This is a genomic window from Modestobacter sp. VKM Ac-2982, assembly GCF_026967935.1.
Lineage (GTDB): Bacteria > Actinomycetota > Actinomycetes > Mycobacteriales > Geodermatophilaceae > Modestobacter.
Window position 1 is genome coordinate 182,455 of sequence record NZ_JAPVBL010000007.1, and the last position, 25,104, is coordinate 207,558.

Sequence of the window (25,104 nt, forward strand, 5' to 3'; positions counted from 1 at the left end):
GGGTGTCGCTCACAGCTGACGGGAGGGGTGGCCGGATGACGTCGTCGCAGGATGCGCCCCGGGAGGGGACCGGGCGGCTCTCCCTCCGCGAGCAGAACCGGCTCCGCACCCGGCGCGTGCTGCTCGACGCCGCCCTCCAGGTCTTCGCCGAGCGAGGGTTCGGCGGGGCCACGGTCGAGGCGATCGCGGCCGAGGCGGGGGCCTCCAAGGTGACGCTCTACGCGTACTTCCCGGCCGGCCGCGACGACCTCTTCCGCACGCTGTACGAGGAGGTCAACGAAGAGCTGCTCGACCGGGTGGCGGCCTCGCACGGCCAGGCGTCCGGTTTCGTGGACAAGGTGGCTGCCCTCGCCCGACCCCTTCTGGAGATCGGCGCGCGGCCGCTCGTCGGGCGGTTCTACTCCAACAGCGACCCGAGCGTGGAGCCGGCGCTGGCGCCCGTGCGGGGGCACGCCTCCCGGGTCGTCGCCAAGCTCATCGCCGAGGACGTCGCAGAGGCGCGCGCGGCCGGCGTCATGGCCGCCGGGGTGGAGCCCGCGACGCTCGCCGCCCTCCTGGTGGGCGCATCGCGGGCCGCGCTGGTGGAGGTGGCCGAGGACCCCGGCAGGTCCGAGGAGCTCCTGGCCGGCATCGTCGCGCTCGCGACGGGTCTGGTCCGCCCGGACCGCTCCTGAGCTGACTGCGGCTCGAGCGCGCCGAAGTACGTGAACGCGTCGTAAAGGCTCTTGACCGGGCGTTCATGTAGCTGTCAGTCTTCCGCTGCAACAGCGCAGTCGGGTGCGTGCAGCCGAGCCCGGCGCATCGACGACCCGCCGGTCCGCCGGCAGGCAGAGGAGCAGTCACGTGGCGCTCATCGACGAGACCGCGGCGCGGCGCGTCATCGCCGAGGCCCTCGACTCCTACGGGCTGGCCCGCGCCACCCTGCACTTCGTCAAGTACCGGGAGAACCACGTGTTCCGGGCCGAGCGGGCGGGGGAGTCCTTCGCCGTCCGCCTGCACCGTCCCGGGCTGCACGCCACCTCCGCGGTGACCTGCGAGCTGGAGTACCTGCTGGCTCTCCGTCAGCGGGGCTTCCCGGTGCCCGAGCCGATCCGCACCACCTCCGGCGAGCTGGTCCACCTCGTCGGCGACGGCACGGGTGAGCAGTACCAGGTCGACGTGCAGCGCTGGATCGAGGGAGCCGCCCCCCTCGGGGACTGCGGCGAGGCGTTCGACGGCAGCAGCTCGCTGGACCCGGGCGTCTTCCACCGGCTCGGCCAGCTGGCGGGGGAGCTGCACGACCACCTGCAGGACGTCGGCCGGCTCCCCGGGTTCAGTCGCGCGGCGTGGGACCTGGACGGCCTGGTGGGGGCGAAGGCGCTCTGGGGCGACCCGCTCGGGCTCGACGTCCTGTCCGCCGAGGAGCGGGACGTGCTGGGTGCGGCCGTTGCCCGCCTGACGTCGTCACTGGCCGCCCTGGGCACCGGACCGGACGTGTACGGCGTCATCCACGCCGACTTCACGCCGGAGAACATCCTCCTGGCCGACGGCGAACTCGTGCTCATCGACTTCGACGACTTCGGGGAGGGCTGGCACCTGTTCGAGCTCGCCACGATCCTCTTCTTCTACCGCCCGCACCCCCGCTTCGCCGAGTACACCGACGCCGTCATCGCGGGGTACCGGACCCGCCGGGCCCTCGGTGACGAGCAGCTGCGCCACTGGACCGGGATGCTGCTGGCCCGCGGGCTCACCTACCTGGGCTGGGCGGCCGAACGGCGCGGTGACGAGACCGCCGAGTGGCTCGCCGAGCACGTGCGGCCGGTCGTCGTCGCCCTCGCCCGCGACCACCTCACCGAACTCCGGGAGCCGGCGCGACGCCTGAGTTGACCCCCCGGATCCCCCGACGGGCGGTGGTGGACCGAGCGGATCCCGCGGGCCGACCTGGCAGGGTGGTCCCGCCCGCCGGCCCGCGGCGTGGGCGCCGAGTGGGCTCAGGGAGGGGCACATGACAGACCGTGCAGCCGAGGTGCGCTTCAAGCCGCAGGACCTCCTGCTGGCACTGGGGGGCGCACTGATCCTCGACAGCCACGAGGAGCCTCTTCCGACGAAGGTCTTCCTCGACGTGCTCGGGTCCCTGGGCGTGAGCGACGACGCCACCAGGTCGGTGCTGACCCGGCTCACCGAGCGCGGGCTGCTGACTCGTGACCAGGACGGGAGAGTGGCCCGCTACGGCCTGACCGAGACCTCTCGGAGGGTCCTGCGGGAGGGGCGGGAGCGGGTGCTGGCGACCGAACCGTTCCACCAGGGGAGCAGCGAGTGGACGCTGCTGAGCTTCTCCCTGCCGGAGACGCAGCGGGACGTCCGGAATCGGCTGCGGTCCCGGCTGACCTGGGCGGGCTTCGGCTGCCTGCGCGACGGGCTGTGGATCGCGCCGGGCCGGGTCGACCTCGACTCGATCATCACCGTCGGCGATGAGGTGGGAGGCCTGCAGATCGACGGGTTCGTGGCCTCTCCCGCCGCCGGCACGGATGTCGCCCGGTTCGTCCGTCGGGCCTGGGACCTCGATGTTCTGCGCGCGGAGCACGAAGAGTTCCTCCGCCGGTGGGACCGGCCCCTCCCTCGTGACGAGGACCCGCTGGCCCTGTTCACCCTCCTCGGCGCCCACTGGATCCGCCTGCTGCGACTCGACCCGGTGCTGCCCGATCGCCACCTGGGTGCGGACTGGCCCGCCCGCCGGTCGACGGCCGTGTACCGCACCGTCTTCGCAGCCCTGGAGGCGCGCGCCCAGGCGGCCTTCGCCGACCTCGTGCGGGACGCACGCGCGAGGCGGTAGCTCCGCCTGAGTGGGCTGGCTCACAGAAAAGCTCGGCATTTCGTTGACGCTCGTTTCACTCGGGCCTAGCGTCTCCGGCATCCCGACCCCCTCCCGTGAGGATGCTGATGTCCCCTCGATCGCTCGTCCCCGGCCTGGCCTGCGCGCTGGCCATCTCGCTCGCCGCCGCCACACCCGCCGCAGCCGGAGAGCCCGCGGCCCCGAGGCACGTCGAGGGGACGGTCGACGACGGGGCCACCGCCTGGGTCGCCGACGTCCCCGCCGACTGGAACGGCACGGTGCTGCTGTACAGCCACGGCTACCGGCCCAGCTTCTTCCCCATCCCGCACACCGCCGAGAACGCGCCGGACGACGTGACCCGGCAGGCCCTGTTGGACCGGGGCTACGCCCTGGTCGGCTCCTCCTATGAGCGCAGCGGCTGGACGCTGGACACCGCTGCCGAGGACCAGCTGCAGACCCTGGATGCCTTCCGGGCCGCCGTCGGTGAGCCATCGCGGGTGCTCGCCGTCGGGACCTCCATGGGCGGCCTGGTGACCGGCCAGCTGGCCGAGCTCCCCGGTACCCCCGTCGACGGGGCGCTGCCGACCTGCGGGCTCATGCACGGCGGCGTCGACCTGCTCAACTACCAGCTCGACGGTGCCCATGCGATCGCCCAGCTGCTCGTCCCACCGGGCACCGAGGTACAGCTGGCCGACTACGAGGGCGACCTGGCCGCCGTCAACGCCGCGGCGAGCACTCTCACCGACGCCGTCGTGGCCGCGCAGGACGATCCCGCGGGCCGGGCACGGATCGCGCTCGCCGCCGCGCTGTACCACCTGCCCCGCTGGGCCGAGGGCCAGCCCGAGCCCGGTCCACGGGACCACCAGGCGCAGGTCGACGCCCAGGTCGCCCAGTTCACCTCCGCACTGGGTTTCACCTACCCGGCCCGGGTCGACATCGAGACCACGGTCGGCGGCAACCCGTCCTGGAACGCCGGCGTCGACTACCGGGCGTTGCTGCAGCGCGCCGACGAGCGGGCGCAGGTGACGGCGCTGTACCGGGAGGCCGGGCTCGACCTGGCCGCGGACCTCGACCGGCTGACCGCGACGGCGTCGGTGACCGCCGACGAGGACGCGCTGCAGACGGCCCACGCCACGTCCGAGCTCACCGGGGAGTTGCAGGTCCCGGTCCTGAGCCTGCACACCACGCATGACGTCCTCGCCCCGGTCCAGGTCGAGGAGGAGTACGCGGAGACCGTGCGCCAGGCCGGTGCGAACGGACTGCTGCGCCAGGCCTTCGTGCACCGGCTGAGCCACTGCCAGTTCACGCCCGCCGAGCTGGTCGCCTCCGTCGAGGCCCTGGACGAGCGGGTGGCCACGGGTCACTGGGGCTCCGTCGCCCACCCCCGCACGTTGGATGCCGCGGCCGAGGAGCTCGGCCTGGGTGGGTCGGACATCCTGCGCACCTACCGACCGGCCGAGTGGCTGGGCGACCGCGGCGGCGTGTTCGGCGCCCCGCGCTCCTGACCTCGACCGGCGTCCCTCGGCCCCGTCCCGTTCCCCGTGGAGGAAGCGTGTTCAGCAGGCGTACCCGCCGTCTCGGCGTGATCGGCACCATCACCGGCGCGGTCGTGGCGGGGGTGCTGGCTCCGCCGGCAGCCGCCCACCCGCCCCGCCCCGCCCCGGCCGCAGAGCCCGACTGGTTCGACTACGACCGGCCGGCCGCATACGGCACGCACGTGGAACGGCTCCAGGTGCCGATGCAGGACGGCTTCGAGCTCGGGTGCACCATCGCCCGACCGGCGCTCGGGGGCGAGCCGGCGGCCGGGGAGTTCCCCGGGCTCCTGCGGAGCTACACGCCGTACGGCAGGGCCGTGGAGGAGGCAGAGGGCGAGTTCGCCACGTACTTCAGCCAGCGCGGCTACAACGTGATGTCGTGCGACATCCGTGGCACCGGGATCTCCCCGGCACCGGGCTTCGAGGCGCGGTGGCCGATCCAGAGCAAGGACGGCCATGACGCCGTCGAGTGGCTGGCCGAGCAGCCGTGGTCCTCGGGCAAGGTGGGTGCCTCCGGCACGAGTTACGGCGGCCAGACGACCCTCGAGATCGCGGCAGAGCAACCGCCGCACCTGGTGGCGATCGCGCCCAACGTCTCGCCGATGGAGAACTACTCCGAGATCTTCTACCCGGGCGGAGCGCGCGCGGATGCCGACTGGCTCTGGGTGGGCGCCCCGGATGTGGCAGATCCCGCCTTCGACCAGCGGCAGCTCGACGCCTTCGCGGCCCATCCCACGTACGACGAGTACTGGGACGTCCAGAACGTGGCGAACGAGCACGAGGACATCGAGGTCCCGGTCCTGCTCACTGGTGGCTGGTTCGACGTCTTCCGGGCCGGGGCGATCGGCAACTACGAGGGCCTGCGCGACGCCGGGAACGACGACGTCCGGCTGGTCATGGGGCCCTGGACCCACGCGGACCCCTGGGAGCAGGAGACCGAACCGCTGCCGATCGGCGCGACCCTCGCCTGGTTCGACCACTGGCTGCGCGACGACCCCGACGCACCACTGCCGGCGGCGCCGGTGACCAGCTACGAGGTCGAGGGCACCGGCGGCCGCTGGGTGGAGCTGGCCGACTGGCCGGCGGACGGGAACGGGCAGGTCCTGGCTCTCGGCACCGACCGGGAACTGGACCGACGGCCCGGCAAGCCGGGGACCCTGGACCTCGCGATCGACCCGGACGACGGCCCGGCCACCACCTGCCTGGTCGGGTGCCCGCGGCCGACGGACCCGGCAGCGGACAACGCCGCGGCGGACGAGGGGCGACTGACGTTCACGTCGGACCCGCTGGCGCACGACGCCGTCATGGCCGGGCAGGCCGAGGTCACCCTGGAGGCGACCCTGCCCGCCAGCGACGGCAACCTCGTGGCCAAGGTGATGGACGTCGCCCCCGACGGCCGGGTCACCGAGGTCGCCGCCGGCTGGCTGCGGGCCAGCCACCGGTTCGGGCACGATCGGAGCGTCCCCGTGACGCCGGGGGAGGAGACCACGTTCGTCATCGAGACGCAGCCGGCGCACTGGCGCTTCGCCGAGGGGCACCGGGTGCGGATCAGCCTGATGACCGGCGACGTCCCGCGGATCGCGCCGGACGACTCCACCGGGACCATCGACGTCGCCGCCGGCGCCCGTGGCTCCGTGGCTGAGATCGAGTTCACCGACCGGGCCCGGTTCGCGAGGACGCCCGCGGCATAGGCCGGGTCCGGTCAGGCCGCGCGGCCCGCACCCTCCTGGTTGCGGGCCGCACGGGTCTGCCCAGCACCACCCCGTAGGCACCCGACGGCTCCGCGCTCCCTGGGACAGCCTCCTCGGCGTTCCGGCAGGGCACTCGTGCACGGCTGCGGGGCGTCGACCGTCCGACGTCCACCCGGGGCCGGTGACCCACTTCCACGCCCGCCAGGTCGACGCGCGCATGATGCGGGGCCCCCCGCGTGGCAGCTGACCTCCGCCGCTGCTCCATTGCGGTCGCACGACGAGCTTCTTGCGATCCGGTGACCGGCCTCGTGTCACCCGTCGGCGAGACGGTCGCCGGGCCAATCTCCACCCATCGAGGCAGCAGCGCGGCTGCCGTTCATCGTGGAGGTGTCCCCGTGTCCGAGCTCCTGGACCACTCGGTCGTCGTGCAGGCCAGCGCGCTGGCCCGGATGTCCTGCTGCGTCGCGTGCGGCGGACAGGACGTCGGTGACCACCCCGGCGAGTTCGACCCGCAGGACTGGGTGGCGGTCCTGGTCTGCCTGAGCTGCGGCCACCGGTGGTCGGTCAACTGCTGATCGGCGGGCGGCACGGGGCCTGACCAACCGGGCCCCTCCAGGTCGCACGGGACGGATGACCCCGACTTGACCTTGACGCAGGGTCAGGGCTGGACGCTCCTGCCATGACCACGACAGCAGCCATCGAGACCACCGGGCTGACCAAGTCCTACGGCGAGCACGCGGTGCTCGCAGGTGTCGACCTGAGCGTCCCCGCGGGGACCGTCTTCGCCCTCCTGGGCAGCAACGGCGCCGGCAAGACCACGACGGTGCGCATCCTGTGCACCCTCCTGCGAGCCGACAGCGGGACCGCGTCCGTCCACGGGTTCGACGTCGCCACCCAGCCCGCCGAGGTGCGCGGGGCGATCAGCCTCACCGGGCAGTTCGCCGCCGTCGACGAGCTCCTCACCGGGCGCGAGAACCTCGTGCTCGTCGCCCAGTTGCGGCACCTCGACGGGGCCGGCCGGATCGCCGACGACCTGCTCGCCCGGTTCCAGCTGACCGACGCCGCCGGCCGCCGGGTGTCGACCTGGTCGGGCGGGACGCGCCGTCGCCTCGACATCGCGATGAGCCTCATCGGTGATCCGCCGGTGCTCTTCCTGGACGAGCCGACGACGGGCCTGGACCCGCAGTCGCGGCTCGAGGTGTGGGCGACGGTCCGGGAGCTCGCCGGCCGGGGCACGACGGTGCTGCTCACCACCCAGTACCTCGACGAGGCCGAGCAGCTCGCCGACCGGATCGCCGTCCTGCACCAGGGCCGGGTGATCGCCGAGGGCAACCTCGTCGAGCTCCGGCAACTGCTCCCCCCTGCCACGGTCGAGCACGTCGAGAAGCAGCCGTCCCTCGAGGACGTCTTCCTGGCGATCGTCGGCTCCGGCCAGCAGGAGACGGACCGATGACCACCACGTACGTCGTCCGCGACACCACGACCCTGCTGAAGCGGTCGCTGCGGCACGTGCTGCGCAGCCCGGACACGATCATCACCACCGCGATCACGCCGATCGCCATGCTGCTGCTGTTCGTCTACGTCTTCGGCAGCGCGATCGAGGTCGGGAACGGGGCGTACGTCGACTACCTGCTGCCCGGGATCCTGCTCATCACCATCGCCTCCGGGATCGCCTACACCGCCTTCCGACTGTTCACCGACGTCTCCAGCGGGATCTTCGAGCGGTTCCAGTCGATGCCGATCGCCCGGCAGTCCGTGCTGTGGGCCCACGTGCTGACCTCGCTGGTGGCGAACCTGGTCTCGTTGGTGCTGGTCGTGCTCGTCGCCGTGGCGATGGGCTTCCGCTCCGGCGCCGGGGTGCTCGCCTGGCTGGCCGTGCTCGGCATCCTGGTGCTGTTCACCCTGGCGCTCACCTGGCTGGCCGTCGTCCCCGGGCTGACCGCCACCTCCCTGGACGGGGTGAGCGGGTTCTCCTACCCGTTGGTCTTCCTGCCGTTCATCAGCTCGGCGTTCGTCCCGACCTCGGGGATGCCGGGCCCGGTGCGCCGGTTCGCCGAGCACCAGCCCGTCACGCCGATCGTGAACACCCTGCGCAGCCTCTACGCCGAGCAGCCGGTCGGCGACGACGGCTGGACGGCCCTCGCCTGGTGCGTCGGCCTGCTGCTGGTGGCATACCTGTTCGCGATGGTCACCTACCGGCGGAAGATCGGCTGACCACGCCGCCGAGCAGAGGGCACGCCCGTGCTGACCATCAGCCAGCTCGCGTCCTACGCCGGCGTGACGGTGCGCGCCGTCCGGCACTACCACGCCAAGGAGCTGCTGCCCGAGCCGGAACGGGACTCCTCCGGGTACCGGCGCTACGACGCGGTGGCGGTCGTGGAGCTGATCCGGATCCGCACCCTCGCCGAGGCCGGCGTGCCGCTGTCCCGGGTGCGGGAGCTGCTGGCGGCCGGCGAGGAGGAGTTCGCGGCGGCGGTCGAGGAGGTCGACCGTCGCCTCCGCGCCGAGATCCGCGACCGCCAGCGGCACCGGACCCGGATCGCGCAGCTCGCGGCGGGGGAGAGCCTCGTGCTGCCGCCGGTGGCGGTCGCCTACCTGGAGCGGATGCGCGAGCTCGGCTTCCCGGAGCGCCTGGTCGAGATCGAGCGGGACAGCTGGATCCTGATCGCGGCCCAGGCGCCGGAGCAGGTGCCGGCCATGATGGCGGTCAAGCACGCGCAGCTCGAGCACCCGACGCTGCGCCGGCTCTACCTCGACCTCGGGGAGCTCACCGACTGCACGGCCGACGACCCGCGGCTGCCCGAGCTCGCCGACCGGGTGGAGGCCTTCCTCGAGGGGGCGGCCGCCGCGTCCGCCGGGGCCGCGGAGCAGCCGATCAGCGAGGACCTGGTCGCGCTGCTGGACGCGGCGTTCGTGCAGTCCTTCCCGTGGGCGCCGCGACTGCTGCGGCTCCTGGAACAGCGGGGCTACACCGGCTGGACGAACATCCGGCGCACCTGACCCGCCGTCTCCGGTCAGGCCGGCAGGCGCTCCCGGGCGGCCAGCAGCTGCTCGCGGAGCACGTCCGCATGCCCGGCGTGCTGGGCGAGTTCACCGAGCACCTGCAGGTACAGCGCCCAGACCGGGCGGGCGCCCCGACCGCTCACCTCGTCGTCGAGGGCGAACCCGGCCATGGTCGCCCGGGACTCGGCGCACCGGTCCGCATGGGCCGCCCGCACCGACGCGATCGTGGCGTCCCTCCGGAGCACGAACGACCGGTCGGGGCTGCTGGCCACGCCGAGCTCCCGGGTGGAGGCCCCGGTGACCGCCTGGCCGAACCAGATCGCCTCCACGTAGGTGACGTGCTGCAGCAGACCCAGCAGCGTGGTCTTGGAGGGCACGAGCCGGGCCCGGGCCTCCTGGTCGGTCAGCCCGTCCAGGCTGTGCTGAAGCGCGGAGCGGTGGGCGTCGAGCCGCTCGTCCAGGCTGCTGCGCAGGTCCTCGGTCCAGTTCGTCGCGGTCACAGGGCCTCCGGGTCCGGGGACGGGTGATCGACGTCCAGGTGGTGCTCCGCTGACAGCTCCGCGCGCCCTGAGGCGTGGGTCAGACCGCGACGGTGGTGCCGCAGATGCCACAGACCTCGACCTGTCGGCGCTTCCACCGGGCGACCGGCACGAAGAACAGCGAGAACTGCTTGTACTGCTTCACCCGAGCCCACTGCGAGGTGTTGTTGCAGTTCGGGCAGGTGCGGGTCTCGCCGGGGCCGAGGTGCTGCCGCTTGGTGCCGAAGCCGAAGAGGAAGAACATCACGTCAGCGTAGGGAGCGACCGCCGGGGCCGCCCTGTGGTCGGACGACGATCAGCCGACGTCGAGGGTGCGGACGACGGGGGGCGAGTGGCATCCCGGGCGTCAGACGGTCGTGTCCAACTGACCGTGCGCTACGGCTAGCGTGACCTGCGACCGAGGAGACGAGAGCACCCGTGACCCGCTGGCTGCCCCGCCGCGCCGCCCACCGTCGTTCCCGACGGAACACGCGTGCCCAGTCCCGCCTGCGCAGCTCGCCTGTGCACGCCGCGCGCCCGTGAACTCCGTCGCGCCGGGACAGCGCTGGGACGTGGTCGTCGCCGGCGCCGGACCGGCCGGACTGTCGGTCGCTGCCGCGTGCGCCGCGCGGGGCCTGAGCGTGGTGGTGGTCGCCCCGCACCTGCGGCCCTGGCACCAGACCTACGGCATGTGGGCCGACGAGCTCGATGCCGTGTCCACGGATCTGCTCGGCGACACGGCCCGGACGGAGGGGACTCCGCCGCTGGGTCGGCGGTACCCGGTGACCGTGGTGCGCACCACCGCCATGACCCAGGACGTCGGTCGCGCCTACGCCCGGCTCCACAACGACGTCGTGCACGGTCTCCTGCTCGGTCGGCTGCGCGCCAGTGGCGGTGCGACCCGCACGGGGTCGGTCGCCGCCGTCCACCAGGACCCGGTCGGTCAGGTCGTGACGCTCACCGACGGCACCACCCTCACCGGCGACATCGTCGTCGACGCCCGCGGCGGCGGTCCCGGCAGCGCCCACCAGCGGGCCTGGGGGGAGCGGGTCACCGGTGACCTCGGTGGCCTGGTCCCGGACGGGGGTGCACTGCTCATGGACTGGGCTGTGCTGCGCGAGGACGGCGTCGCGCAGCCGCCCGCCTTCCTGTACGGGATGGGGCTGGACGACGGCACGACCCTGCTGGAGGCCACCTCCCTGGCTGCCCGCCCGCCGGTGGCGCTGCCCCACCTGCGTGACCGCCTGCACCGCCTCATCGACCACGCCGGTCTGCGCATCGCCGACCGCCCGGAACGGGTGGCCATTCCCCTGGACGCCGCCGTCCGACGATCCGTCGGCGTGCCCGTCGGGGCCGCGGCCGGGCTGGTCCACCCGGCGACCGGGTACAGCGTCGCCGCGTCACTGCGGGCCGGCAGCACGATCGCCGATGCCGTGCTGGCCGGGGCCGATGCAGCTGCGGTGCGGTCGCTGGTCCGCAGTGCCCGGCAGCGCGCGACCCTCGGCCTGCTCGGTCTGGGGCGTGAGGTCCTGCTCGGACTGGACGAGGCCCAGACCGACGCCTTCTTCCAGTCCTTCTTCAGCCTGCCGGAGTCGGCGTGGGTCGCCTACCTCGACATCGGGTCCGCCCCGACGTCCATCGCGGCCACGATGCTGCGGGTCGCCCGAGCGCTCCCACCGCCGGCCCGTCGCGTCCTCCTCACCACCGCCGTCCGTACCGCTCTGCCCCGACTCCCGTCCCGGCGCACCACGCTCCCCGGACCCGTCAGGGGATGATGTGCGCCGCGCGGTACCGCTCCACGTAGCGGAAGAAGCTGTCGCGGGAGTCCCGGCTCTCGGTGAACCCGGCCTTGCGGCTCTTGTTCATGTCGGTCAGCACCTCGATCTCCCGGCCGAGGTCGCTGTCGGTGTGCCACCAGGAGGCGATCCGGCCGAGGTCGGGCTCGACCAGCTCGTGCTCCGCGGCGATCCCGGCCCAGACGTCCTCGCTGCCGGCCATGCTCTCGGTGAGCGGGCGGACCCGTCCCTCGTAGCCCTCCCATCCCACGCCGAAGTGGGCGGCGATCTGCGGCCACAGCCATCGCCAGCGGAAGACGTCGCCGTTGACGGTGTTGAAGGCCTGGTCGTGGCCCGCCTCGGTGGCGGCGGCCCAGATGATCTGGTCGGCCAGCAGGTCGGCGTCGGTCACGTCGGTCACGCTGTTCCACTGGGTGCTCGACCCGGGGAAGACGAACGGGCGCCCCGTCTGCTTGCAGATCGCGGCGTACGCGGACAGCGTCAGCACCATGTTCATGGCGTTGCCCACCGCGAAGCCGAACACCGTGTGCGACCGGTGGACGCTCCAGGTGAACCCGGCCCGGGCCGCGGCGGCGAAGAGCTCGTCCTCCTGCGCGTAGTAGAAGTTCGGCGCGTCCAGGCGGGGCTCGTCCTCGTGGAAGGGCGTGTCGGGCATCTCGCCCTGCGCGTAAGCCTCGAAGGGGCCGAGGTAGTGCTTCAGCCCGGTCATCAGCGCCGCGTGCCGCACCGAGCCGGCCGGCTCGAGCGCCTGCAGGACGTTGCGGACGGCCGCACCGTTGACCGCGATGTTCTCCGCCTCGGTGGCCTGCCGGGTCCAAGCGGTGATGGCCACGAGCTCGGGGGAGAGGCCGGCCAGCGCGGTGGCCAGTCCTGCGGGGTCGGCCAGGTCCGCCTGCACGGGGTGCACGCCCGGGCCGGGGGCCCGCCCGCTGCGGGACAGCCCGTGGACCTCCCAGCCCTGGGCGGTGAGCCGCTCGGCCAGGTTCTGGCCGACGATCCCCGTGGCGCCCACGACCAGGGCCTGGCGAGGTCGGGTTGCTGCAGTCACGTGTCCGGTCTCCCTGTCGCTGGTGCACGGCGCCGCTGACGCGGCGAGGAGTCGCCGGCCGGGTGCACGTGTCCCGACGAGCCTCGCACCCACCGGGGTCCAGCGTGCGGTGAGGTGGGCGACGACGAGGTCGTCGAGCAGCTCCCGCCGGTGCGCGCGGCTCCAGCGCCCGGATCCGGCCGTGGGCCTGCTCCGGCACCGCGACGTGGAGCTGCTCCTTGCCGCCGAGGTACCCGTCCCGCCGTCAGCTCTCGGCGGCGGTGCTGCACCCTCGCTCGCCGACCCGCTCGGCGATCGTCCGGCCCAGCTCCACCGTCGTCCCGCAGCCCTGCAGGTCGGGCGTGAGCGGTGCGCCGTCCGGGCCGGCGGCCAGCACGTCCTCGATCGCGGCCACCACGGCGGCGCCGGCGTCGGCGTGCACGAGGCGGCCGAGCATCATCGCCGCGCACCAGATCCGGCCGATCGGGTTGGCGATGCCGCGGCCGGCGATGTCGGGTGCCGATCCGTGGACCGGCTCGAACAGGCTGGGGTGCGTGCGGTCGCGGTCGATGTTCGCGCTGGGCGCGATGCCGATCGTGCCGGTGGAGCTCGTGACCGCGCTGGAGGAGCAGTCCGGCTACCGCGAGCTCTTCCGCGCCCTGGAGCGGCCGTCCTCCGCAGCCGCCGTCACGGTCCCGGTGCGGGGAACAGCACGGTGACGAGCAGCCCGCCTGCCGGGGGAGCGGACAGCTGCAGGTCGGCGCCGTGCACCTCGGCCACCCGGGCGACGATCGCCAGGCCCAGGCCGCTGCCGGGAGCGGTGGTGTCCCGGCTGGAGACCCGGCCGGTGCCGCGGACGAACGGCTCGGTGAGGGTGCCGAGCAGCTCCGGGGGCACGTGCGGCCCGGTGTTGGACACCCTCAGCTCCGCCCGGCCGTCCTCCGTGCTGCCCGTCGTGACGGACACGGTCCCGCCCGGGCCGGTGTTGTGCCGCACCCCGTTGAGCACCACGTTCGCCACCAGGTGCCGGACCAGCGGCTCGACGCCGTCCAGGTCACCCTCGCCCAGCTCGGTGTGCACGCTGACGCCCGCGCGGTCGGCCAGCGGGGCCAGGTCCCGGACGACGTCCCCGGTGACCTCGGCGAGGTCGACCGGGGTGCGCGGGGGCGTGCGGCCCTGGTCCAGCGCGGCCAGGGCGAGCAGCGCCTCGACGGTCTCGGTGCCCCGGCGGTTGGTCTCGTCCAGGCGGGCGAGCAGCCGGGGGACGTCCACGGCGGCCGGGTCGGCCAGCGCGACGTCGAGCATCGCGCGCTCCACGGCGTAGGGGGTGCGCAGTTCGTGCGACGCGTTGGCGGCGAACCGGCGCTGCTCGTCGAACGTGGTCTGCAACCGGTCGAGCATCGTGTCGAAGGTGTCCGCGAGCTCACGGAACTCGTCGTCCCGGCCGGTCAGCCGGACCCGGCGGTCCAGCGACCCGGCGGCGACGTGCCGGGCGACGGCGTGGACCTGGTGCAGCGGGCGGAGCATCCAGCCGGCCAGCAGCCAGCCCCCGCCCGTCCCGACCACCAGGAGGACGGCCAGCACCTGCCAGACCCGCGGCCAGAGGGCGGCCAGCAGGTCGCCGCGGTCGGGCAGGAACGGGGCGCCGGGCGCGCTGAGGTTGCCCTCGGGCACGAACCGGAGGACGTACACCAGCAGGGCCACCAGGGCGGCGGAGGCGATGACCAGGAAGCCGGCGTAGCTGAGGGTCAGCCGCAGCCGGGCGCTCACCGCGGGTCCGGCGCCGGTGGCCCCACCCGGTAGCCGGCACCAGGGACGGTGTGGATGAGCCAGGGGTCGCCCAGGCGCTTGCGCAGCGAGGAGATGGTGATCCGGACGGCGTTGGTGAAGGGGTCGGCGTTCTCGTCCCAGGCCCGCTCCAGCAGCGACTCGGCGCTGACCACCCCACCCCGGGCGCCCAGCAGCACCTCCGGCACCGCGAACTGCTTGCGGGTGAGCCCGACGTACCGGCCGTCCCGGTACACCTCGCGCCGGAAGGGGTCCAGGGTGAGCCCGGCGAACTCGACCACGGGCGGTGTGCCGTCGACCGGCCGGCGACCCAGGGCGCGCAGCCGCACCACCAGCTCGCGCATTTGGAAGGGCTTGGTCAGGTAGTCGTCGGCGCCCAGCTCGAAGCCGCGCACCTTCTCCTCCAGCCGGTCGGCCGCGGTCAGCATCAGGATCCGGCAGGGCAGGCCCTCGGCGACGACCCGCCGGGCCACGTCGTCCCCGGAGGTGCCGGGCAGGTCCCGGTCGAGCACGAGGACGTCGTAGCTGTTGACGGCGAGGTTCTCCAAGGCGCTGTCCCCGTCGTGCACCACGTCGGAGGCGATCGCCTCCAGCCGGAGACCGTCCCGGATGGCGTCGGCCAGGTAGGGCTCGTCCTCAGCGATCAGCACGCGCATGGGGCGAGGGTAGGAAGGCGGGGATGTCGGCGGCGTATCGGCGCGCGGTGCGCCGGGCCGGGACAGGACGACGGCGCTCGTGTGCCTCGGCGGCCAGCTGCCGGGCTGCGACGACGCTGGCCGGTTCGCGGGCGGGGACCACGCGCTCAGCCGGCGGTGGGGTCGGTGGCCGGCGCGGGGCACTGCTCACCGCGGTCGACGGCCAGCTTGAAGTGCCACATCTCGTTGCCGTAGGTCTGGCACAGGCCGTGGTCCGACCCGTGCTGGGAGAGCCAGCTCATGGCGTCCGTCGGTCCGACGTCGACCGCGTCGCCGGTGACGTGGGGGGACTCGTCGGGGCGGAGCACCCACTCCCGCGCGGCTCCGGGGCTGCCGTACTGCTGCACCGCGGCGTCGAACAGCGCCTGCTGGTAGGCAGCGCTGCGCCACCCGCTGGACACGTGGAAGCGGATCCCGTCGGCCGTCGCGTCCCGGGCCGCGTCCTGGACCGCCGTGCGCAGTGCGCTGTCGAGGTTGGTGAGGGCCGGGACGTCGGCGAACGCCGAGAGCTCCTCCCCGTCGACGACGTGACCGTTCTCGGCGGTCATGACGTCCCCCCGCGACACACCCGGCACCGGTGGTCCGGCGGCACCGGCCGGCGCACCTGCGGACGAGCACCCGGCCGTCGCGGCGAGGAGCAGGGGCGCGGCGAGCAGTGCGGCGACCAGCCCCCGCGCGGGGCGGTGGGCGACGGCCCGCCGGAAACGACGCGCGGCGGCCAGGAACACGGTGGTGATCCCGACGCCCACGACCGTGCCGGTGGTGTTGGCGGCCACGTCGGCGAGGTCGGGCACCCGGCCGGGCAGCGCGGTCTGCGCCAGCTCGACCACCACCGACGTCGCCGCGCCGAGGGCCACGGGCAGCACCGGACCGCGGCGCCGCAGTGCCAGTGCGGCCAGCGCACCCACCGGCACGAAGAGCAGACCGTTCGCCACCGCCTCGACCTCGGCCCGGTGCACGCTGCGCGGCCAGGGCGCGGCGAGCGCCTCGACCCCGGCCATCACCGTGCGGCGGGCATCGGCGACGAACCCGGCCGGACCGAGCGTGATCCAGCCGACCGCGAACAGCACGGCGACCGCGGCCACCAGGAGCAGCCCCGATCGCCGGGACCGCGGGGAGCCAGGAGCGGGGGCAGCGGGTGTCCCGCTCGCCCGCACGGCGGACGGGTGGTGGGTGGGCGTCATCGTGGAACTCCTCCCCGCCTCGGCGGAGCCGGTGCGGCATCGGGAACTGCTGGACCGATGCCAGTGCACGGGAGCGGGAGTTGCCCCACCGTCTCCGCCTGCGCATACGTCCACGACATCCCCGGGACGCGCCCGAGGTGCGCACGCGGACTCCCGTGGGCGCGGAGGAGGCGTCAGCGTGCGGTGAGGTGGGCGACGACGAGGTCGCCGAGCAGCTTCCGCTGGTGTGCGCGGGTCGCCGGGTCGAGCATGTCGCGGTCGAAGATGGCCCGGAACGTGTGCCGGTTGGCGGTCCGGAAGACGCAGAACGCGCTGATCACCTGGTGCACGTCGAGCGCGTCGACGTCGTCCCGGAACAGCTCGTCGTCCCGGCCGCGCCGCAGGATGGCGCCCAGCACGTCGACGGCCGGGTCGGCCAGGCCGGCCAGCGCGGGGGAGCCGGCCAGGTGCGCGGCCCGGTGGATGTTCTCGATGCTCACCAGCCGGATGAACTCCGGGTGCGCCTCGTGGTGGTCGAAGGTGAGCCCGGCCAGTTCGCGGATCGCCGCGACCGGCTCGAGGTGCTCGACGTCCACCTGCTGCTCCAGCGCCCGGATCCGACCGTAGGCCTGCTCCAGCACCGCGACGTAGAGCTGCTCCTTACCGCCGAAGTAGTAGTAGATCATCCGCTTGGTCGTGCTCAGCTTCTCGGCGATCTCGTTGACCCGGGCCCCGGCGTACCCACGGTCGGCGAACTCCGCGGTGGCGACGGCGAGGATCTCCGCCCGGGTCCGGTCGGCGTCCCGGGTGCGCTCGGCCGGGCGCGCCGCGGCGGCGTCGGTGCACGGCTCGCTCTCCGGTCGGCGCGCGGTCACGGGCTCCTCCTGCCTGGGCGGACGTGCTGCGGAGCCTATGCAACGGCCTGCGCGGAGCGGACCCGGCGACCGGGCCTCCGGCCCGGCGGGGGGACTGGCGCCCCGACGTCCGATGTGGTCGGGTGGTCGGTAACTCACCACTTGGTACATAAGAGGGCAGGAGCCATGCCAGCAGCTCGTCCACCTCACCCCGCGAGCGCCCTGCACCCGCGCCGGGGGATCGCCACCGTCTGCCTGTCGGGGACCCTGGAGGACAAGCTCACCGCGGCCGCGGCCGCGGGCTTCGACGGCATCGAGGTCTTCGAGCCCGACCTGATCGCCTCGCCCTGGCCGCCGGCCGAGCTGGCCGCGCGCTGCGCCGACCTCGGTCTGTCGATCGACCTGTACCAGCCGTTCCGGGACCTGGACTCCACCGATCCCGCGCGGTTCGCCGCCAACCTGCGGCGCGCCGAGCGGAAGTTCGACGTGATGGGCGCGCTGGGCGTGGACACCGTGCTGGTCTGCTCCTCGGTCGCACCCGACGCCGTCGCCGACGTCGACCTGCTCGCCGAGCAGCTGTCGACCGCCGCGGCCCGGGCCGAGCTGCGCGGCCTGCGGATCGCCTACGAGGCGCTCGCCTGGGGCCGGCACGTCTCGACCTGGGACGCCTCCTGGAACGCCGTCCGCCGGGCCGACGCCGCTGCGCTCGGGTTGTGCCTGGACAGCTTCCACGTGCTCTCCCGCGGCGGGGACCCGAGCGGCTTCACCGCGGTGCCGGGGGAGAAGGTCTTCTTCCTCCAGCTGGCCGACGCCCCCCAGCTGACCATGGACGTGCTCCAGTGGAGCCGGCACCACCGCCTGTTCCCCGGGCAGGGCGCGTTCGACCTGCCCGGGTTCCTCGGCGCCGTCCTCGCGACCGGGTACCGCGGGCCGTGGTCGCTGGAGGTCTTCAACGACGTGTACCGGCAGTCCGACCCGGCCCGCACCGCGGTCGACGCGATGCGCTCGCTGCAGTGGCTCGAGGAGGCGCTCGCGCTGGGCGATCCCGCCGCCGGCGTCCACCCGCCACCGGCCGCGCCGGCGCTGTCCGGCTGGTCGTTCACCGAGTTGGCCGTCGACGGGGTCTCCGGGCCGCAGGTCGGGGAGGTGCTGGCGGCCCTCGGGTTCACGCACAGCGGTCAGCACCGGTCCAAGCCGGTGCAGCTGTGGGAGCAGGGGGCGGCGCGGGTGCTGCTCAACGCCTCCGTCGTCCGGCCCGGTGCACTCGGGGAAGCCGAGGTCTCCGCCCTGGGCCTCGAGAGCAGCGACCCGGTGCGCTCGGCCGTCCGCGCCGAGGCGATGAGCGCCCCGGTGCTGCCCCGGACCCGCGGTGCAGCGGAGGCGGAGCTGTCCGCGGTCGCCGCTCCGGACGGGACGGAGGTCTTCTTCACCCGCACGGTGCCCGACGGGTGGCCGGCCGACTTCCTGCCCACCGGTGCCACCCCCGCCCCGGGCGCCGGCCTGACCGGGACCGATCACGTGGCGCTGACCCAGCCGTTCGACTCCTTCGACGAGGCCGGGCTGTTCTACCGGGCTGTGCTGGGCCTGGAGTCGCAGCAGGTGACCGAGCTGGCCGCCCCGTTCGGCCTGGTGCGCACCCGGGCGGTGACCGGGCCCGACCGGGCGGTGCGACTGACGCTGTCAGCCTCGTCGCTGCGCCGCGGTGGCTGGGCTCCGCGGGTCCCCGAGCCCCAGTACATCGCCTTCGCCACCGACGACGTCGTGGAGACGGCGCAGCGGCTGCGGGCCGCCGGCGCCCCGTTGCTCCGGCTGCCGGAGAACTACGCCGATGACCTCGAGGCCCGCTTCGACCTCCCCGCCGACCTTCTGGCGTCCGTCCGGCAGCACGGTCTCATGTACGAGGAGGACGCGCACGGCGCCTGCCTGCACCTGGCGACCGAGGTGCTCGGCGACCGGCTCTTCGTCGTGGTGGTGCAGCGGCTGGGGGGCTACGACGGGTACGGGAACGCCGATGCGCCGGTCCGGATGGCAGCCCATCGCCGTCAGCGGCGGTCGCCCACGGTGACGCCGGCCCGGCGCGCCGGAGCAGAGAGGACGGATGTGCCGTGAACCGGTTGGCCGTGCACCAGTCGGTGGTGCACCCCCGCGACCCCGCCGAGCTCGCCGAGCTGCTGGCCGGCAGCGGCTGGGACTCGATCGGCCTGCACGTCGGGGCCGTGGCCGAGGTGGAGCCCTGGTGGTCCGGCGGGGCCGGGGAGCGGAACCTGCTCCGACTCGTCGACGAGCTCCTCGAGACCCGGGTGACGGTGCTCGACGTCGGCCGCGTCCAGCTCGGCGGCACCCTGCCCGACGACCACGTGCACGCCGCGCACGGCCGGGTGCTGGACCTGGGGGCCCGGTTCGGCGCCCGGTACGTGACCGCCCGGTTCAGCGCGGACGACGCGGCCGGACGACGCGTCGCCGAGCGGGTCGAGGTCTTCGGTCGGCTGGTCGAGCAGGCCCGCCCGTACCGGCTGCTGCCGCTGCTCGCACCGCTGCCGGTCGACCGTCCGGACCTGCTCGCCGACGCGGCGGCCGTCGTCGGGCCGAGTGGTGGTGGGGTCGTCCTGGACGTGCCGGTGGGCAGCTGCGCGCCCGGCGAGGTCGAGGCGGCCGTGGACGTGCTCGGGGAGACCCTGGGCTACGTCCGGGTCAGCGCGCGCCAGGTCGAGCGGGCCGGTGAGACCGTGGCCGGGCTGCTCGCCACGCTGCCGCCGCACGTGCCGGTCGCGCTCGGGGGCGACGACTCCGTCGGCCTGCTCACCGACGACCCCGTCGCCCGGCTGCGCCACCTGCACGGCCTGGTCGACCAGATGCTCGAGCACCCCCGGGCCCGCGCCCGCCGGCTCGGGGCGGGCTGACCCCTGTCAGCGCTGCGCTCGGGTCAGTTCAGCGAGACCCGAGAGCGCCAAGGGATAGCCGAGCACCCCGAGGCCGACGACGACGCCCCGGGCGACGGGGGAGATGTAGGAGTGGTGCCGGAACTCCTCGCGGGCGTGCACGTTCGAGATGTGCACCTCGACCACCGGCAGCTCCACCCCCTCGATCGCGTCCCGCAGCGCCACGGAGGTGTGCGCGTGGGCGCCCGGGTTGTAGACGGCGCCGATGGCCGTGCCGTCCCGGACGCGCCGGCCCCACTCGTGCACCCAGTCGATGAGCTGGCCCTCGTGGTTAGACTGCCGGAACTCCACGTCCAGCCCGAGGTCGGCCGCCCGTTCCCGGCACAGCTGCTCGACGTCGGCCAGCGTCGCCGATCCGTACACCGCCGGCTTGCGGGTCCCGAGCAGGTCGAGGTTCGGGCCGTTGAGCACGAGCACCGAGCTCATGACGTCCTCCTCAGGTGTGGGGTGAGCAGTCGAGCCGGGTTCACCACGGTCATCCGGTGGACGTCGTCCTCGCTGGCGCCGCCGGCGAGCAGCATCGGGACCACCCGCGTGGGGATGTTCTCGAAGCGCCAGTGCGGTGCGTGGACCGCGCGCCACGAGGGCGGCGTGACGCGGCTGAAGCAGGCCGCGTCGTGGGAGAGGACCATCCGGTCGGCGTAGCCCAGCCGCAGCAGCGCCAGCACGGTGGCGACCCGGCGCTCGTCGGGCAGGACGTGCTCCATCCCGAACCTGTCCATGCCGATGGTCGAGCCGGCGTCCATCAGCAGCCGGAGGTACGTGAGGTCCTCGGTGTCCCCGGAGTGGCCGATCACGACCCGGTCGAGGGGGACGCCGTGCTCCCGCAGGAAGGCCTGCTGCTCCAGCCCGTTGCGCAGCGCGGGCCGGCTGTGGGTGGTGATCGGGACGCCGGTCTGCTGGTGGGCCACCGCGGCGGCCGTCATCACCCGGGCGACGTCGGTGGTGATGCCCTCCTCGTCGGTGACCACCTTGAGCATCCCGGCCCGCACGCCGGTGCCGGCGATGCCCTCCTCGATGTCCTGGACGAAGAACTCGATGAGCGGGTCGGGGCCGTCGACCAGCAGCCCCGGCCCGTGGGTGCGGAAGAAGGGCGGCAGCACGTTCGAGGTGTAGTAGCCGGTCGAGGCGATCAGGTGCACCGGAGCCCGTTCGGCCACCGGCACCAGTCGGGCGACGTCCCGGCCGAGGCCCAGGACGGTCAGGTCGACCACCGTCCGGACGCCGAGGTCGCGCAACCGGGTCAGGGCGGTGACGGCCCGGTCGACGGCGGTGTCCGGCTCCCACTCCGGGTGCGGGTGGTTGAGGTCGAGCTCCGGGCTGCCGACGAAGACGTGCTCGTGCACCAGCGTCGACCCGAGCTGGTCGGGGTGCACCGGGCCCCGGAAGGTCTGCACCACCGCCCCGGGGCGCTCCTGCGCGGAGTCGCCCCGGGGCTGGGTGCGGAGAGCGTCGGTCACTCGGCCGAGTTGCGGATCGCCTCGTAGACGCCGAGCTGCTCCTCGCTCAGGTTGGCCCGCAGGTACTCCTCGGCCTGGGTGCGGAAGGCGTCGACGTCCACGTCCTCCACGACCTCGAACTCCCCGCCGGAGGTCCACTCGTCGAGGACCTGCTGCTCGTCCTCCGCGACGCACTCGGGGACCTGCTCGACGGCCGCGGCCACCGCGGCGTCGAGCGCCTCCCGCTGCTCGTCGGAGAGCTCCTCGACGCCCGGGCCGGCGATGACCAGGTTGGAGTTCTCCTGGTGCGCGGACAGGCTCAGGTAGTCCTGCACCTCACCCAGGTTCTGGGCGTCGATGTTGACGATCGGGTTCTCCTGACCGTCGACGATGCCCTGCTGCAGCGCCAGGTACAGCTCCTCGTAGGCCACCTCGGTCGGGTCCGCGCCGAGGGCGCGGGCGTTCATCAGGTACTGCGGCGAGTTGGGGAACCGCATCCGCAGGCCTTCCAGGTCGGCGGGCTCGCGGATGGGCTGGCCGGCGGTGAAGTGCCGGGCGCCGGCGGACCAGGCCCCGAGCACGCTCGCGCCGGTGGAGTCGGCGAACCCCTGGGTCAGCTCGTCGGACGCCTCGCTGCCGAAGTACCGGGCGAGGTGCTCGCCGTCGTCGAAGGCGTAGGCCGCGTCGACGACGCTCATCGGCTCGTAGACCGCCCCGAGCGCGGAGGCGCCCTGGATGTCGAGGTCGATGTCGCCGGAGATCACCGACTGGATGCGGTCGGCGTCGCCGCCGAGCTGGCTGCTCGGGAAGAGCTCCACGGTCACGCCGACGTCGGCGGCCTCGACCTCGTCGGCGATGACCTGCGCACCGCACCGGTGCTGCGGCTGTGCCTCGGTGTAGCTGTGCGCGAGCGTCAGCTCCACCTCACCGCCGCCACCACCGGCGTCCCCGCCGCCGGCGTCGTCACCGCCGCAGGCGGTGGCGAGCAGGAGCGGGAGCAGGGCGGAGGCCGCGAGGAGCGGGCGCTTGGGGAGGGGACGGTTGGGCATGGTCTTTCCCTTCGTTGGGATTCTCAGTGCTCGGTCGGGTGGGTCTGGCTGAGCGGTCGTGCGGGGTCGGGCGTTGGGGCGTCGCCGTCGATCTCGGCGGCGACGAGCTCGTCGAAGTCGGCGAACATGGCCGGTCGTGCCGCGGCACGGCCGATGAAGAGCTCGAAGGAGTCGGCGGCCTGGTTGACGGCCATCCCGGCGCCGGTCATCACCCGGCACCCCAGGGCGGTCGCCTCCCGCACGAGCTGGGTCAGCAGCGGTCGGTAGACGATGTCGGCGACCCAGAGGTCGGCGCGCAGCAGGTCGACGGGCACCGGGGTGCCGGGGTGGGCCGCCATCCCCATCGGGGTGGCGTTCACCAGACCCGATGCGCCGGCGAGCAGGCCGGGAAGCTCCTCCGGCGGGAAGACCGCTGCCGGGACCCGGCTGCCGGCTGCAGCCAGCGCGCCGATCAGCTGTTCGGCGCGCACCGCGTCGCGGTCGACGACCGACAGCTGCTGGACGCCCTGGCCGACGAGGGCGTGCGCGACCGCGCCTCCCGCGCCGCCCGCGCCGATGAGGACGACACGCTCCAGCCCGACCCCGGGCAGCCCGGCCTGCAGAGCAGCGGCGAAGCCGGTCACGTCGGTGTTGTGACCCCGCGTGCGACCGTCCTCGATCACGATCGTGTTGATCGCGCCGATGGCGGCGGCCTCCGGCGCCAGGTCGTCGACGAGTGGTGCCATCACCTGCTTGACCGGGTGGGTGACGTTGAGCCCGTCGAAGCCGAGCTCGACCGCGGCGCGCAGCAGGCGCCGCAGGTGGTCCCGCTGCAGGGCGTCGTCCGGCAGCTCGACGGTCTTGTAGGTGTAGCGCAGGCCCTGCCGGGCGCCCTCCCGCTCGTGCAGCTCGGGGGAGAGCGAGGGCCCGATGCCCTGCCCGAGGAGCCCGGCGAGGAAGGACCGGCGGGGGGCGGGTGCGCCCGTCTGCGGTGCGGAGCCGGTCACAGGCCCAGCACCCCCGGCAGCCAGAGGACCGCGTCGGGGAAGGCGATGATCAGGCCGAGGATCACCACGAGCGGGACGATGAACGGCAGGCAGCCGCGGAACACCTCGCTGACCTTCGTATCGGCCACCGAGCTGAGGACGTAGAGCACGGTGCCGACCGGTGGGGTGAGCAGGCCGATCATCAGCGCGACGATCATCAGCACGCCGAGCACGATCGGGTCGACGCCGAAGCTCGCGCTGATCGGCAGCAGGATCGGCACGACCAGCACCAGGACGGCGGTCGGGTCCACCACCGTGCCCAGGACCAGCATCAGGATCGCGGTCATCAGCAGGAAGACCGTGGCGTTCTCGGTGAACCCGAAGACGTTCTCGGCCAGCATCTGGGGAACCCGCTCGCGGGCCAGGATGTAGCCGAGCAGGGACGCCGAGGAGACGATCAGCATGATCGCGCCGGTCGTCGTCACCGTCTCGGTGAGCACCTTCGGCAGTTCCCGGACCTTCAGGCTCCGGTAGGCCAGGCAGAGCAGCAGCATGTAGGCGACGCCGACGGCCGCGGCCTCGGTGGGCGTGAAGAAGCCGCCCAGGATGCCGCCCAGGATGATCACCGGGGCGAGGATCGGGCCGATCACCCGTCGTCCGGTGACGACCAGCTGGCGCATCGAGAAGTCGGTCCGGACGATGTCCGGCTGCTTGCGCACCAGGATGAAGACGACGACGCACAGGCCGAAGGCCATCAGCAGCGCCGGCACGACGGAGGCGGCGAACAGCCCACCGGTCGAGACCGCGGCCAGCCCGGCGAAGATGACCGCGGGGATGCTCGGCGGCATCACCGGCGCGATCAGCGAGGCGGCACCGGTGACGCCCAGACCGAAGCGGAGCGGGTACCCGTTGCGCACCATGGCCGGGATCTGGATCTTCCCCAGGGCTGCGGCGTCGGCCACGGCCGAGCCGCTCATCCAGGAAAAGCCGAGGCTCACGCCGACGCTCACGTAGCCCAGACCGCCGCGCACCCGGCCCAGCAGCGCCAGGGCGAAGTCGAAGAGCCGGTCGGCGATGCCGCCCCGGTTGGCGATGACGCCGAGCAGGATGAACAAGGGCACCGCGAGCAGCGGGAAGCTGGCCGTCGCGTTGACGATCAGTCGGAGGCTGAGGCCGAGGGACTGTCCGGTGAGCAGCATGTAGGCCAGCGAGGGACCGAGGAACGCGAACGCCACCGGGACCCGGATGAAGAGCAGGGCGACGATCGCGATGGTCAGCAGCAGGAGGCTCATGCCGGCCGCACCTCCGTCGTCCCGACCGGAGCCGGCACGCCGCGGACGGCGAAGACCACCGCGGCCACGGCGCCGCGGATCGCGGTGCTGAGGAAGCCGAGGAAGGGGAAGAGGTACAGGAAGGTCAGCGGCATCCGCAGGGACGGCGACTTGAGCTGCCCCTGGGAGGACATCAGCTCCCACGCCTCCGCCGCGAAGCCGGCGCCGATCACCGCGACGATCGCACTGGCCAGGACCCGTACGAAGCGGACGACCTTGGGGTTCTTCACGTTGTCGACCAGCTGCAGGGCGATGTGGGAGTCGGTGGTGACCAACACCCCGGCCACCGTGAACGTGACCCACACCAGGCAGAACCGCGCCAGCTCGCCGGTCCACGACCAGCCGCCGACCGGCAGGTAGCGCTGGGCGGCCTGCACGAGCACCAGCACGAACAGCACCGCCAGCGCCGTCGCGGCCAGCCCGAGCTCCACCTTCGTGATCACCGAGATCCACGCCGGTCCCCGCCGGGCGGTGGTACTCCCGCCAGCTCCGGTCATCG

Annotated in this window: 27 protein-coding genes; 13 read left to right on the forward strand and 14 right to left on the reverse strand. The window is 73.6% G+C overall.

From position 1 onward, the window contains the following. Nucleotides 1-35 precede the first annotated feature (35 nt). The 9 genes from O2W20_RS22355 to O2W20_RS22395 all read left to right on the forward strand — a co-directional run bounded on the left by O2W20_RS22355 (nucleotide 36) and on the right by O2W20_RS22395 (nucleotide 9,038). Entirely contained in the window at nucleotides 36-674 is a 639-nt protein-coding gene (locus tag O2W20_RS22355; protein ID WP_269173723.1) for a TetR/AcrR family transcriptional regulator, read from the forward strand. Nucleotides 675-843: 169 nt separating this feature from the next. After that, nucleotides 844-1,866 carry a phosphotransferase enzyme family protein gene (locus O2W20_RS22360; RefSeq protein ID WP_269173722.1) on the forward strand — a complete coding sequence of 341 codons (1,023 nt, stop codon included), beginning with the start codon at nucleotides 844-846 and terminating at the stop codon, nucleotides 1,864-1,866. Between the two features lie 118 nt (nucleotides 1,867-1,984). Continuing rightward, complete coding sequence (locus O2W20_RS22365) at nucleotides 1,985-2,812, forward strand: PaaX family transcriptional regulator (protein ID WP_269173721.1); 828 nt, start codon at nucleotides 1,985-1,987, stop codon at nucleotides 2,810-2,812. 107 nt (nucleotides 2,813-2,919) lie between these two features. Next, nucleotides 2,920-4,317 carry a hypothetical protein gene (locus O2W20_RS22370; RefSeq protein ID WP_269173720.1) on the forward strand — a complete coding sequence of 466 codons (1,398 nt, stop codon included), beginning with the start codon at nucleotides 2,920-2,922 and terminating at the stop codon, nucleotides 4,315-4,317. A 47-nt stretch (nucleotides 4,318-4,364) separates the two neighbouring features. Continuing rightward, entirely contained in the window at nucleotides 4,365-6,038 is a 1,674-nt protein-coding gene (locus O2W20_RS22375; protein ID WP_269173719.1) for a CocE/NonD family hydrolase, read from the forward strand. Between the two features lie 395 nt (nucleotides 6,039-6,433). Further along, nucleotides 6,434-6,613: a hypothetical protein gene (locus O2W20_RS22380; protein WP_269173718.1), complete on the forward strand. Its 180-nt coding sequence runs from the start codon at nucleotides 6,434-6,436 to the stop codon at nucleotides 6,611-6,613. Between the two features lie 104 nt (nucleotides 6,614-6,717). Further along, complete coding sequence (locus O2W20_RS22385; RefSeq protein ID WP_269173717.1) at nucleotides 6,718-7,491, forward strand: ABC transporter ATP-binding protein; 774 nt, start codon at nucleotides 6,718-6,720, stop codon at nucleotides 7,489-7,491. Next, entirely contained in the window at nucleotides 7,488-8,252 is a 765-nt protein-coding gene (locus O2W20_RS22390; protein ID WP_269173716.1) for an ABC transporter permease, read from the forward strand. The genes O2W20_RS22385 and O2W20_RS22390 overlap by 4 nt, the downstream gene beginning before the upstream one ends. Nucleotides 8,253-8,279: 27 nt before the next feature. Continuing rightward, nucleotides 8,280-9,038, forward strand: coding sequence for a MerR family transcriptional regulator (locus O2W20_RS22395; RefSeq protein ID WP_269173715.1), 759 nt, complete (start codon nucleotides 8,280-8,282; stop codon nucleotides 9,036-9,038). Nucleotides 9,039-9,052: 14 nt separating this feature from the next. Here the strand turns inward: O2W20_RS22395 and O2W20_RS22400 are convergent, their stop codons facing one another. After that, the gene (locus tag O2W20_RS22400; RefSeq protein WP_269173714.1) at nucleotides 9,053-9,541 is read right to left on the reverse strand and encodes a DinB family protein; all 489 of its coding nucleotides are present in this window, start codon (nucleotides 9,539-9,541) and stop codon (nucleotides 9,053-9,055) included. A 79-nt stretch (nucleotides 9,542-9,620) separates the two neighbouring features. Next, the gene (locus O2W20_RS22405) at nucleotides 9,621-9,824 is read right to left on the reverse strand and encodes a zinc-ribbon domain-containing protein (RefSeq protein ID WP_269173713.1); all 204 of its coding nucleotides are present in this window, start codon (nucleotides 9,822-9,824) and stop codon (nucleotides 9,621-9,623) included. A 274-nt stretch (nucleotides 9,825-10,098) separates the two neighbouring features. On the opposite strand from O2W20_RS22405, the gene O2W20_RS22410 reads away from it, so the two are divergent. Beyond that, complete coding sequence (locus tag O2W20_RS22410; protein WP_269173712.1) at nucleotides 10,099-11,334, forward strand: lycopene cyclase family protein; 1,236 nt, start codon at nucleotides 10,099-10,101, stop codon at nucleotides 11,332-11,334. Here O2W20_RS22410 and O2W20_RS22415 read toward each other — a convergent pair. Both O2W20_RS22415 and O2W20_RS22420 read right to left on the reverse strand, forming a co-directional pair. Then, nucleotides 11,324-12,403 carry an SDR family oxidoreductase gene (locus O2W20_RS22415; protein ID WP_269173711.1) on the reverse strand — a complete coding sequence of 360 codons (1,080 nt, stop codon included), beginning with the start codon at nucleotides 12,401-12,403 and terminating at the stop codon, nucleotides 11,324-11,326. The genes O2W20_RS22410 and O2W20_RS22415 overlap by 11 nt on opposite strands. Before the next feature lie 244 nt (nucleotides 12,404-12,647). Then, entirely contained in the window at nucleotides 12,648-12,977 is a 330-nt protein-coding gene (locus O2W20_RS22420; protein ID WP_331254137.1) for an isocitrate/isopropylmalate family dehydrogenase, read from the reverse strand. On the opposite strand from O2W20_RS22420, the gene O2W20_RS22425 reads away from it, so the two are divergent. After that, nucleotides 12,937-13,101: a hypothetical protein gene (locus tag O2W20_RS22425; protein ID WP_269173710.1), complete on the forward strand. Its 165-nt coding sequence runs from the start codon at nucleotides 12,937-12,939 to the stop codon at nucleotides 13,099-13,101. The genes O2W20_RS22420 and O2W20_RS22425 overlap by 41 nt on opposite strands. Here the strand turns inward: O2W20_RS22425 and O2W20_RS22430 are convergent. From O2W20_RS22430 to O2W20_RS22445, 4 genes are all read right to left on the reverse strand, one after another. Beyond that, nucleotides 13,070-14,152 carry a sensor histidine kinase gene (locus tag O2W20_RS22430; protein WP_269173709.1) on the reverse strand — a complete coding sequence of 361 codons (1,083 nt, stop codon included), beginning with the start codon at nucleotides 14,150-14,152 and terminating at the stop codon, nucleotides 13,070-13,072. The genes O2W20_RS22425 and O2W20_RS22430 overlap by 32 nt on opposite strands. Next, on the reverse strand, nucleotides 14,149-14,826 hold the full coding sequence (locus tag O2W20_RS22435) for a response regulator transcription factor (protein ID WP_269173708.1): 678 nt from the start codon (nucleotides 14,824-14,826) through the stop codon (nucleotides 14,149-14,151). Before O2W20_RS22435 ends, O2W20_RS22430 begins: the two co-directional genes overlap by 4 nt. Before the next feature lie 146 nt (nucleotides 14,827-14,972). Then, entirely contained in the window at nucleotides 14,973-16,049 is a 1,077-nt protein-coding gene (locus O2W20_RS22440) for a VanZ family protein (RefSeq protein WP_269173707.1), read from the reverse strand. Nucleotides 16,050-16,222: 173 nt separating this feature from the next. Next, the gene (locus O2W20_RS22445) at nucleotides 16,223-16,903 is read right to left on the reverse strand and encodes a TetR family transcriptional regulator (protein WP_269173706.1); all 681 of its coding nucleotides are present in this window, start codon (nucleotides 16,901-16,903) and stop codon (nucleotides 16,223-16,225) included. 165 nt (nucleotides 16,904-17,068) lie between these two features. Between O2W20_RS22445 and O2W20_RS22450 the strand changes: the two genes are divergently transcribed. Continuing rightward, nucleotides 17,069-18,991 (forward strand): sugar phosphate isomerase/epimerase and 4-hydroxyphenylpyruvate domain-containing protein, encoded by a 1,923-nt coding sequence (locus tag O2W20_RS22450; RefSeq protein ID WP_269173705.1) that lies wholly within the window; start codon nucleotides 17,069-17,071, stop codon nucleotides 18,989-18,991. Then, on the forward strand, nucleotides 18,988-19,782 hold the full coding sequence (locus tag O2W20_RS22455; RefSeq protein ID WP_269173704.1) for a hypothetical protein: 795 nt from the start codon (nucleotides 18,988-18,990) through the stop codon (nucleotides 19,780-19,782). The genes O2W20_RS22450 and O2W20_RS22455 overlap by 4 nt, the downstream gene beginning before the upstream one ends. Before the next feature lie 6 nt (nucleotides 19,783-19,788). Here O2W20_RS22455 and aroQ read toward each other — a convergent pair whose 3' ends face one another. The 6 genes from aroQ to O2W20_RS22485 are packed head-to-tail and all read right to left on the reverse strand — an operon-like array spanning nucleotide 19,789 to nucleotide 25,048. Further along, nucleotides 19,789-20,247 carry a type II 3-dehydroquinate dehydratase gene (gene aroQ, locus O2W20_RS22460; protein ID WP_269173703.1) on the reverse strand — a complete coding sequence of 153 codons (459 nt, stop codon included), beginning with the start codon at nucleotides 20,245-20,247 and terminating at the stop codon, nucleotides 19,789-19,791. Continuing rightward, complete coding sequence (locus tag O2W20_RS22465; protein ID WP_269173702.1) at nucleotides 20,244-21,281, reverse strand: phosphotriesterase family protein; 1,038 nt, start codon at nucleotides 21,279-21,281, stop codon at nucleotides 20,244-20,246. Before O2W20_RS22465 ends, aroQ begins: the two co-directional genes overlap by 4 nt. Then, nucleotides 21,278-22,309 carry a DctP family TRAP transporter solute-binding subunit gene (locus tag O2W20_RS22470; protein ID WP_269173701.1) on the reverse strand — a complete coding sequence of 344 codons (1,032 nt, stop codon included), beginning with the start codon at nucleotides 22,307-22,309 and terminating at the stop codon, nucleotides 21,278-21,280. The genes O2W20_RS22465 and O2W20_RS22470 overlap by 4 nt, the downstream gene beginning before the upstream one ends. Nucleotides 22,310-22,332: 23 nt before the next feature. Further along, nucleotides 22,333-23,295: a shikimate dehydrogenase gene (locus O2W20_RS22475; protein WP_269173700.1), complete on the reverse strand. Its 963-nt coding sequence runs from the start codon at nucleotides 23,293-23,295 to the stop codon at nucleotides 22,333-22,335. Then, complete coding sequence (locus tag O2W20_RS22480) at nucleotides 23,292-24,566, reverse strand: TRAP transporter large permease (protein ID WP_269173699.1); 1,275 nt, start codon at nucleotides 24,564-24,566, stop codon at nucleotides 23,292-23,294. Before O2W20_RS22480 ends, O2W20_RS22475 begins: the two co-directional genes overlap by 4 nt. Further along, entirely contained in the window at nucleotides 24,563-25,048 is a 486-nt protein-coding gene (locus O2W20_RS22485; protein WP_269173698.1) for a TRAP transporter small permease, read from the reverse strand. The genes O2W20_RS22480 and O2W20_RS22485 overlap by 4 nt, the downstream gene beginning before the upstream one ends. Between the last annotated feature and the right edge of the window lie 56 nt (nucleotides 25,049-25,104).